Origin of the sequence: Bacteroides sp. An19 (genome assembly GCF_002160215.1) — a bacterium.
Classification (GTDB): Bacteria; Bacteroidota; Bacteroidia; order Bacteroidales; family Bacteroidaceae; genus Phocaeicola; species Phocaeicola intestinalis.
On record NZ_NFKD01000136.1, the window covers coordinates 1 to 1,232 of the forward strand.

1 protein-coding gene is annotated in these 1,232 nt (G+C 49.2%); it reads left to right on the top strand.

Features of this window, described 5'->3' with window-relative positions; all coding sequences use genetic code 11:
* The first annotated feature begins 72 nt into the window (after window positions 1-72).
* Window positions 73-1,155, top strand: coding sequence for an IS110 family transposase (locus tag B5F25_RS20845; protein WP_087251749.1), 1,083 nt, complete (start codon window positions 73-75; stop codon window positions 1,153-1,155).
* Window positions 1,156-1,232 lie beyond the last annotated feature (77 nt).

Consider the following 1,232-nt stretch of genomic DNA (forward strand, 5'->3'; position numbering starts at 1 on the left):
AAAATAGCATAAAGCCAAGAGAATTATTAAATTTGTAAATGAAAGAAATAACTTAATAAAACCTATGACTTTATGCGTAAACAAAGTAACACATTAAATTTTGAAGGACAAAATATTTATGTAGGAATTGATGTGCATCTGAAGAGTTGGACAGTAAGTATTCTGAGCGCTCATCTCCACCACAAGACATTCGTTCAGCCCCCGAGTCCGGAAGCCCTGTCCTCTTATCTTCACGCGCATTTTCCCAACGGAAATTATCTGTCAGCCTATGAAGCCGGTTTCAGTGGCTTTTGGGCGCATTATAAATTGGTTGAAATGGGAATACAGAATATAGTGGTTAATCCGGCAGATGTCTCCACCAGCCAGAAGGAACGTCTTCAGAAGACGGATGCGGTGGACAGCAGGAAAATAGCCAGGTCTCTGCGTAGCAATGAGCTGACCGCCATCCATGTCCCTTGCAGGGAGACGTTGGAGGTCCGTACCCTTTTGCGCAGCCGTGACGCCCTTGTCCGTGACCTGGCAAGAATGAAACAGCGCATCAAGGCATTCCTGTATTATTATGGGATTGACTATCCTGAAGAATTCAGGCACAGCGGCACCCACTGGTCACGCGCCTTCATGAACTGGCTGCGTAACGGCATCCGCATGGATACGGAGGAAGGGAGTGCGGGCTTTTCCCTTTTGCTGGATTCCGTAGAGTCACAGCGCAGGCTTCTTCTGGAAGCGACACGAAAACTGAGGGCGCTTTCCCGTTCAGACAGATATGCCACCGACTACGGACTGCTGCGTTCCGTCCCGGGCATAGGCATGATAACGGCTTTGGCTTTCCTTGCCGAACTGGAAGACATACGGCGCTTCGCCAATTCGGACAGGCTTGCGGGGTATATCGGCCTTGTCCCCACTTCCCACTCCACGGGTGAGAAAGACAATAAGGGGGAGATGACCTTCCGGGGGCAGATGCAGTTAAGGAGCAAACTGATAGAATGCGCGTGGTTCGCAGCCCGGCTTGACCCGGCCTTGAACATGGCTTTTTCAAAGCTGACCCGGCGGATGGAGCCCAACAAGGCCATTGTGCGGATAGCCCGAAAGCTGCTGAACCGGATCTTTTATGTCTTGAAATATAAAAGGAGATATAAGAATGAGACAGTTGAATGACACGATGGACAACAACTATATGAATGACCGCTAACAGTTTCTTGCAGCCATCAGGTCTGCTTTCTTTAGAATGCGGC